Genomic DNA, 7,563 nt, shown 5'->3' with positions numbered 1-7,563 from the left:
TCAGTTCAAAACCTGGTGGTGTATCAGTTGCCCATCGGGCTACAGTTTCTTGGTTTGGTACAGCATAAAATGTGGTGTTACCTTCTACTGTAGTGAAACGACGGCTGTAGAGATGGAGAAAGTCACCAGGACGAGTACCTGGGGGAAAAAGTTCGCCCACCCAGCCTTTATATGCCCAAACAGCACAACCGATGAAAAAGCTCACAATTATATTCCTTGATAAAATATCTTCAGTTTTTGCGAATTTTCTCTACATTTCCATTTTGGCTTGAGTCATTTTTTCTTCTGTCATCTTTATATCGTATGTCCGAACAATAGAATTAACCGCAAACCACTATAATTTTTGAGAAATCGACCACCGATACACACCGATGCACACAGATAGATGATGTGTTGGTGATAAATCTGTGTCCATCTGTGTCCATCTGTGTTCGTTTTTCCTGAATCTTCCCCCCGTTGCAGGCAGGACTATTTCATTCTAAAGAGTTACATAGCAAAAGTTTATTTTGGTCAAATTGTAATTTTCTAAGCCCAACATCCCACCCTCAAATAAATTTGGGGCTAATAGCTTAAGTCTACTCAAGTAGAATCATCTTTTTTTGTTGAGTTATCTTTAGATAAGTTCTGCTATTAATGTTTTTAGTTAAATTTATCTGATTTTAGCTAAAAGCCTGGATATTTTTTCTTGGCAGTTCCAAAAGCTGCTGTTAGTTAGAATTTAAAATTTTCTTATTTAATTTTATAAACTAAATTAGACTTTTGTAAAGCGCGATTAACTCTTTTTGATATCTTTTTTAAGATCACATTGACGCCAATTTTTTTGACTTAAATTTTAATTATTTGCGTCCATAAGCTTTTGTTTTCATTAATATAATTTAACTCTTTACAATGAAGATATTAATTGTCGAGGATGATGAGCTTGTTGCCCATGTACTTGCTGCTGTCCTTACGAATTACAATTATGCTGTAGAAGAAGCCTTCAATGGTCAAGCAGCTTGGGATTTAATACAAACTTTTGATTACGATCTAATTCTCTTAGACGTTATCTTGCCGGAGATAGATGGTATTACCCTCTGTCGGCAAATTAGAGCGCGTGGTTTGCAAATGCCAATTTTGTTATTAACAGGTTGCGATAGCAGCCATGAAAAGGCAATTGGTTTAAATGCTGGCGCGGATGACTACCTCGTCAAACCCTTTGATGAAGAAGAATTAGTTGCTCGGATCAGGGCGCTGTTACGTCGCGGAGGAGCAATATCACAACCAGTCTTGGAATGGGGTAATTTACAGCTTGATCCTACCAGTTGTGAAGTTACTTATGCTGGAGAATTGCTGCCATTAACCCCCAAAGAATATGCTTTGCTAGAACTATTTTTGCGAAATAGTCGCCGAGTTTTTAGCTGTGGCATGATTTTAGAGCATCTCTGGTCTTATGAGGATATACCAGGAGAAGAGGCGGTTCGTACCCATATCAAAGGATTGCGGCACAAATTAAAAGCCGTAGGTGCGCCTGGGGATCTAATTGAAACAGTGTATGGTATTGGTTATCGGTTGAAGCCACGTAGGGAAGAGGCGGGGATAGGAAGACATGGGGGACAAGGGGACACGGGGAATACAGATGAAATATTCTCCGCGTCGTCTATTACAGTCCCGTCTTCTCAACAAACACTTGTGGCTGTTGCTGGAGTCTGGAATAAGTATAAAGTTAAGGTAGAAGAACAAGTGGAATTGCTCGAGCAAGCTGCTGACGATGCCAAATGTAAAAGATTGAATCAAAAGCTACGAAAACAGGCTTTACAAAAAGCACATACCCTTGCTGGCTCATTGGGTACTTTTGGCTTTGCTGTTGGCTCCCAACTAGCACGCAGAATTGAGCAGTTGCTCAAAGCTAATAAAACTCTAACTGAAGATGAAACTACTCAGTTGCTTAGTTGGGTACAGCAATTGCGTCAGGAAATTACAAGTAATGACCAAGGCATAGGATCTATAGTCAATCGTGAAGATGAGCATCCTTTGTTATTGGTGGTAGATTGCGATCGCACTTTCACCGCACAAATTCAACAAGAAGCTACTAACAAAAATTTACAGGTGGCGATCGCTACTGATACTACAACAGCCAGAACTATACTGTATCAAAAGCATCCTAGTATTATTCTGTTAGACCTGGATGTTTCTTCAGATCATGAAGATAGTTTCAACCTGTTAGCAGAATTGCAGCAGCGCAAGCCCCCTGTACCAGTAATAGTTTTGACCAAAGACAGTGACTTTAGCAACCGTTTACAAGCTGCTCGCAATGGTGGACACACCTTTTTACCCAAGCCGATGTCTGCTAACCAAGTGTTAGAAGCAGTCAATCAAGTGTTGCAAGAGTCTCCCCATGCAGAAGCACACATACTAGCTGTAGATGATGATCCAACAATTGGAGCATTGTTACAAAAATTACTAGTGCCTTGGGGAATCAAAGTTACATGTTTGGAAAATACCCTGCATTTTTGGGAAAATTTGGAAGCAGTCACGCCAGATTTACTGATTCTTGATGTCGAAATGCCAGGGATAAATGGTATAGAAATTTGTCAAGTTGTACGTAATGATCCTCAATGGAGTGAATTACCAATCTTATTTCTCACTGTTCATAACGATGCTGACATTGTTAACCAGGTTTTTACAGTAGGTGCAGATGACTTTGTTAGCAAGCCCATAGTTGGGCCAGAACTCGTGACTAGAATTGTCAATCGCCTAGAACGGATTCGGTTACGGCGGATGCGAGAAATTTATCAAGGAGGAAACACACAAGCAGAGACGAAACTCAACACCCGCCTGCGCGAACAAGCGACAATAGAACAAGAATTACGCCAAGCAAAGGATGAATTAGAACTGCGAGTAGCAGAACGCACAGCCCAGCTAACTAAAATTAATGAACAACTCCAGTCTGAACTCAGCGAACGTCAACGCGCCCAAGAAGAACTGCGGAACTCCCAAGCGAGGTTTGCTGGCATAGTATCGATCGCAGATGATGCGATTATTTCTATTGATAGCAGTCAAAAGATTACTCTGTTTAACCAAGGAGCAGAGAAAATTTTTGGTTACACTAGCCAAGAAGTTTTAGGACAGCCCCTAGATATATTGCTGCCATCGCAATATATTCAAGCACATCGACAATACGTATCAGATTTTGGCAGGTCTACAAAAGTCGCTCGTAGGATGGGAGAACGTCGGGAAATTTACGGTCGTCGCAAAGATGGTACAGAATTTCCCGCAGAGGCTTCTATTTCTAAGTTAAAACTGGGTCAAGAGATAGTGTATACGGTTTACTTGCAAGATATAAGCGATCGCAAGCAAGTAGAACGAATGAAAGATGAATTTGTTTCTGTTGTCAGTCACGAACTCCGCACACCCCTAACTTCGATTCATGGTTCATTGGGAATGTTAGCCAGTGGTTTAATCAAACCAGACTCACAACAGGGGAAACGCTTGCTGCAAATTGCTGTGGATAGTACCGAACGTCTTGTCAGGCTGATCAACGACATCCTGGATATCGAGCGCATTGAATCAGGTAAAGTCAAGATGGAAAAACAAACCTGCAATGTCGCCGATTTGATCGCCGAAGCAATAAATGTCATGCAACCCCTAGCTGAAAAAGCTAAGATTACCCTCTCAGTGTCTAGCTTATCTCAACAGTTGTGGGCAGATCCTGATCGGATTGTGCAAACCCTGACTAACTTACTCAGTAACGCCATCAAATTTTCTACTGCTGGTTCTACAGTTTGGTTAAGCGCAGAACTGAAGTGGGGAGAAGACTTCACCCCACCACCCCACTTTCCTAATTCCCATATCCTATTCACAGTCCGTGACACCGGGCGTGGTATCCCATCTGATAAATTAGAGAGTATTTTTGAGCGCTTTCAACAGGTGGATTCTTCGGATTCCCGCAATCATGAGGGTACTGGTTTGGGGTTAGCGATTTGTAAAAGTATTGTCCAGCAACATGGTGGTCAAATTTGGGTGGATAGTGAGTTGGGTAATGGTAGTACTTTTTACTTTACTTTACCGATATTGCAGGTTTCTCAAATTAATGAATTAGAAGACTATGACAGTGATCATATTCCTTTGGTGCTTGTCTGTGATGATGATCCTGATATTCGCAGTGAGTTACAAACTCTTCTGGAAAAACGCCATTATCGGGTAGTTACAGTCGCTAATGGTGAAGAAGCGATCGCGGCTGCGTCTTCAAGCCATCCAGATGTGATTTTACTAGATTTACTCATGCCCGGTATGAATGGCTGGGAAACAATGACAGTTCTCAAACAAAGGGTTGATACTCAAGATATTCCGATCATTATTGGCAGTGTTTGTACACCAAACAGTAACAATAAATCAAATCAAGATTTTGTCAATTGGGTCAGTAAGCCTTTAGAAGAAAGCTTGTTATTTGAGTCGTTACGACAAGCACTAAAAAATTCTCCTAAACAAATTCGTGTGTTGTTGGTTGAGGATGATCCCGATTTGGCGGAAGTTTTGCAAACTCTGTTTAAACTTCATGATATTAATATTGTCCATGTCAAAACAGGTAAAGAAGCAATTCGTCTCAGCCAAAAAGTGAATCCTGATTTGCTGATTCTGGATTTGATTTTGCCTGAGGGTGATGGATTTACAGTTGTGGAATGGTTACAGCAACACAATCAACTTTGCAAGATTCCTCTGATGATTTATTCGGCTAAGGAGTTGCAAGAGTCTGAGAGAAAAAGGCTGAAGCTAGGACATACAGAATTTCTGGAAAAAGGACAAGTAACTCCCCAAGAATTTGAAAATAGAGTGATGCAATTACTGCACCAAATTACACAATCGAATTCGGACTTAAGAAGTAAGAATACTTGTGAAATCCCTTCTGTGTCTATGGAATAGCTTATGATGTTTAGTATAGTTTTGAAACGCAGAGGTACGCAGAGCTAGCGCAAAGGTACGCAGAGTCTTTTTTAAGGATAATTCGCTATGAATTAATGCAATGTTGTATTCAATGGGAAGAGGAGAGTAAGGATGAAAAATAAGAAAGTGTTGGTAATTGATAATGAAGAATATATTCAAGAAGTTGCGAAGGTTTGTTTAGAAACAGTTGCAGGGTGGCAAGTGCTGACAGCAGGTTCGGGGAAAGAAGGTATTAGCAAGGCTGAGAGCTATCAACCAGATGCAATTCTGTTAGATGTCATGATGCCAGATATGGATGGACTGACTACTTTTGAGAAACTAAAAGAAAATCAAATCACAAAAGCGATCCCGGTGATTTTATTAACTGCAAAGATCCAAGCTTCTGACCGTCGTCGTTATGTTCAGTTGGGTATAAAGGCAGCGATCGCTAAACCGTTTAATCCTCTAGAGTTAGCCCCACAGGTAGCGTCAGCTTTGGGTTGGAATCTATAAAAATTATGTTTTATTCATAATTCATAATTTATAATTCGTAATTTTTTAAATCTTCACAAGTTCCTCATATTCTTTTCCTAATCTGAAAGTAGAGTCAACTATTACAAGTCTCGAAACAAAAAGAGTTATTAGTTGTAACAGGGGAAGAGAATATGTCTTTAATTCGTTGGCAACCTTTAAGAGAAATTGATTCTATACGTCAACAGATCAATCATCTATTTGATGAATGGACGCATGGTCAAGGACATGAGAGTTTATTTCCAAAATTAAATGCAACTTGGACTCCAGCTGTTGAACTAACAGAAACTGACACAGACATTATCCTCAAAGCTGAAGTTCCAGGTATGGAAGCTAAAGACTTAGATGTGGAAGTCAGCACAGATGCTGTTGCTATTACTGGAGAATATCAACAACAAAAACAACAACAAGACAAAAGTTTTATTCGTTCTGAGTTTCGCTATGGTCAATTTCAACGGATAGTACCTCTACCAGTTCCGATCAAAAATGATCAAGTCAAAGCTGAATTTAAAAATGGTGTTTTGACACTTACTCTTCCCAAAGTCGAAGCAGCTAAACGCAACGTAGTAAAAGTTGATCTCAGCGTACAAGAGGCGGCGCGAGAAGCGATGACAAAAGAACGTCAGCATCAAGAACACTTACAAGATACTATGCATGTTCGTGCTGCTGCTGAAGTTGGTACTAATTAAGAAAATCTTGAGATATTCACTAAAAGTTTTTTGAACAATTCAGGAGAAGATTCTATGACTGACACAACAAACAAAGGTGGAATTTGGCAACGAATTATAGAAACTCCTCAAAAAGTTGTTCGTTACATATACGGCGGAGTTGTAAGAATTTTTGCTCCTAGAGATGACAATTATCCAGAAACAGGTGTACAACCATTTGAGGGAGAAGTTGATAAGGGAAGACATTAGGGATTTGTTGTTAGTTGTTAGTGGTTAGTTGTTAGTGGTTGATTGTTGGTTAATGCAGATATCGCGGCACTTCCCTGTTTTTCCCATAGCTTAATTGTGTGATCGGCACTACTACTAGCCACAGTTTTCCCTGTCGGACTAAATCTGACTTTTCACGGGATCTGGAAAACCTCTCTCCTTGTAGGAGAGAGGCTTTAAATTTCTTCCCCCTTTCCTCGTAGGAAACTCTGTTAGGGGGTTAGGTTTCCACATGATGTGAAAAGCCAGGACTAAATGCTACACAACGCACCCAATCAGTATGTCCTGTCAGTATTATCAGGCAAATACCATCACGGACATCCCAAAAGTTTGACTGAGCGATCGCTTGAGCCTAAAACTGACTCAGCATTATCCAGAATCAGTGAAGATTTAGTCAGTATTAAGCAAGCTTTTTTAATTGTCCTAAGTATATCCAAGTGTGTCACTTGGAAACATTTAACGTAAAAAGTTAAGTTATAAAACAATCTCTTTTCTAAAATATTAGTTATTTTGTAGTCTTAGTTACAGAAATATTTTTTGATTAGCACTTGGCTGAAGGTAAGACAAAGCCATGAAATTAGATTCTAGTAGACCAGATTTTGCAGTACAAGCCAGAAGACAGGATCTGGATTGGTCAAGTGATGAGTTTGGCATTAAAACCAAACAGCAGCATTTTCAACCTAATACCTGGGTGAGACTTTTGGAACTACCCAACCCCTATAGCTTTGACGAAGCACTACTGCTGTGTGCAATTTCTCAATATGAGTGGATAGCCTGGATACCAGATCATGGAGAAGCAGTACTCAGTACCAGGCAATTTAGAAGAATTTAGTCAATTGTCATTAGTCATTTGTTGGTAGTTAGTGGTTGTAGAGACGCGCCATGGCGCGTCTGTACATTGGTTAGTGGTTAGTAGTTAATTTATTATTGACTCCCCACACTCCCCATTGCCCCCCAACCCCACAAAGTGGGGACCCCTAGCCCCCCATCTCCCCATCTCCCCATCTCCCCATTGCCCCTAATCCCCAACGCCAGGTGCTTTATGCCGGGAAACGCGTCCACCGCACTGGCTCCTCCCTGTCGGTCGTGGGGGTCGGTGAGTTCCCCATCTCCCCATCTCCCCATCTCCCCATCTCCCCATTGCCCCTAATCCCCACTCCCTGTCGGTCGTGGGGGCCGGTGAGTTCCCCATCTCCCC

The 7,563-nt window shown here is 40.9% G+C and carries 7 protein-coding genes and 2 pseudogenes; 6 read left to right on the top strand and 3 right to left on the bottom strand.

The features are described 5' to 3' along the window. On the bottom strand, window positions 1-205 hold a 205-nt coding region (locus tag UYI_RS33700; RefSeq protein ID WP_035139095.1), incomplete at its 3' end, for a DUF72 domain-containing protein. Window positions 206-888: 683 nt separating this feature from the next. Here UYI_RS33700 and UYI_RS0129825 point away from each other — a divergent pair. The 4 genes from UYI_RS0129825 (at window position 889) to UYI_RS38210 (ending at window position 6,347) form a co-directional block, all read left to right on the top strand. Next, window positions 889-4,899 carry a response regulator gene (locus UYI_RS0129825; protein ID WP_016870349.1) on the top strand — a complete coding sequence of 1,337 codons (4,011 nt, stop codon included), beginning with the start codon at window positions 889-891 and terminating at the stop codon, window positions 4,897-4,899. Between the two features lie 132 nt (window positions 4,900-5,031). Beyond that, window positions 5,032-5,412, top strand: coding sequence for a response regulator (locus UYI_RS0129820; RefSeq protein ID WP_016870348.1), 381 nt, complete (start codon window positions 5,032-5,034; stop codon window positions 5,410-5,412). A gap of 152 nt (window positions 5,413-5,564) precedes the next feature. Next, the gene (locus UYI_RS0129815; protein ID WP_016870347.1) at window positions 5,565-6,119 is read left to right on the top strand and encodes an Hsp20/alpha crystallin family protein; all 555 of its coding nucleotides are present in this window, start codon (window positions 5,565-5,567) and stop codon (window positions 6,117-6,119) included. 54 nt (window positions 6,120-6,173) lie between these two features. Then, entirely contained in the window at window positions 6,174-6,347 is a 174-nt protein-coding gene (locus UYI_RS38210; protein ID WP_016870346.1) for a hypothetical protein, read from the top strand. Between the two features lie 17 nt (window positions 6,348-6,364). On the opposite strand, the pseudogene UYI_RS40315 reads toward UYI_RS38210, so the two are convergent. Next, a pseudogene (locus UYI_RS40315) lies at window positions 6,365-6,490 on the bottom strand (hypothetical protein); the annotation flags it as partial. A gap of 130 nt (window positions 6,491-6,620) precedes the next feature. On the opposite strand from UYI_RS40315, the gene UYI_RS37375 reads away from it, so the two are divergent. Both UYI_RS37375 and UYI_RS0129805 read left to right on the top strand, forming a co-directional pair. After that, complete coding sequence (locus UYI_RS37375) at window positions 6,621-6,830, top strand: hypothetical protein (RefSeq protein ID WP_146007564.1); 210 nt, start codon at window positions 6,621-6,623, stop codon at window positions 6,828-6,830. Window positions 6,831-6,936: 106 nt separating this feature from the next. Continuing rightward, window positions 6,937-7,197: a hypothetical protein gene (locus UYI_RS0129805; protein WP_016870345.1), complete on the top strand. Its 261-nt coding sequence runs from the start codon at window positions 6,937-6,939 to the stop codon at window positions 7,195-7,197. 186 nt (window positions 7,198-7,383) lie between these two features. Here the strand turns inward: UYI_RS0129805 and UYI_RS37370 are convergent. Beyond that, window positions 7,384-7,563: pseudogene (locus tag UYI_RS37370) on the bottom strand (hypothetical protein); the annotation flags it as partial.

It is taken from the genome of Fischerella muscicola PCC 7414 (genome assembly GCF_000317205.1).
Classification (GTDB): domain Bacteria; phylum Cyanobacteriota; class Cyanobacteriia; order Cyanobacteriales; family Nostocaceae; genus Fischerella; species Fischerella muscicola.
Note: the sequence above shows the minus strand (reverse complement) of the source record. Positions and strands in the feature narration are given on the sequence as shown.

Bases quoted from the DNA above. Each gene is read 5' to 3' on its own strand.
- UYI_RS0129820 (WP_016870348.1), top strand. From the start codon at position 5,032: ATGAAAAATAAGAAAGTGTTGGTAATTGATAATGAAGAATATATTCAA.
- UYI_RS0129805 (WP_016870345.1), top strand. From the start codon at position 6,937: ATGAAATTAGATTCTAGTAGACCAGATTTTGCAGTACAAGCCAGAAGA.
- UYI_RS38210 (WP_016870346.1), top strand. From the start codon at position 6,174: ATGACTGACACAACAAACAAAGGTGGAATTTGGCAACGAATTATAGAA.
- UYI_RS37375 (WP_146007564.1), top strand. From the start codon at position 6,621: ATGCTACACAACGCACCCAATCAGTATGTCCTGTCAGTATTATCAGGC.
- UYI_RS0129815 (WP_016870347.1), top strand. From the start codon at position 5,565: ATGTCTTTAATTCGTTGGCAACCTTTAAGAGAAATTGATTCTATACGT.
- UYI_RS0129825 (WP_016870349.1), top strand. From the start codon at position 889: ATGAAGATATTAATTGTCGAGGATGATGAGCTTGTTGCCCATGTACTT.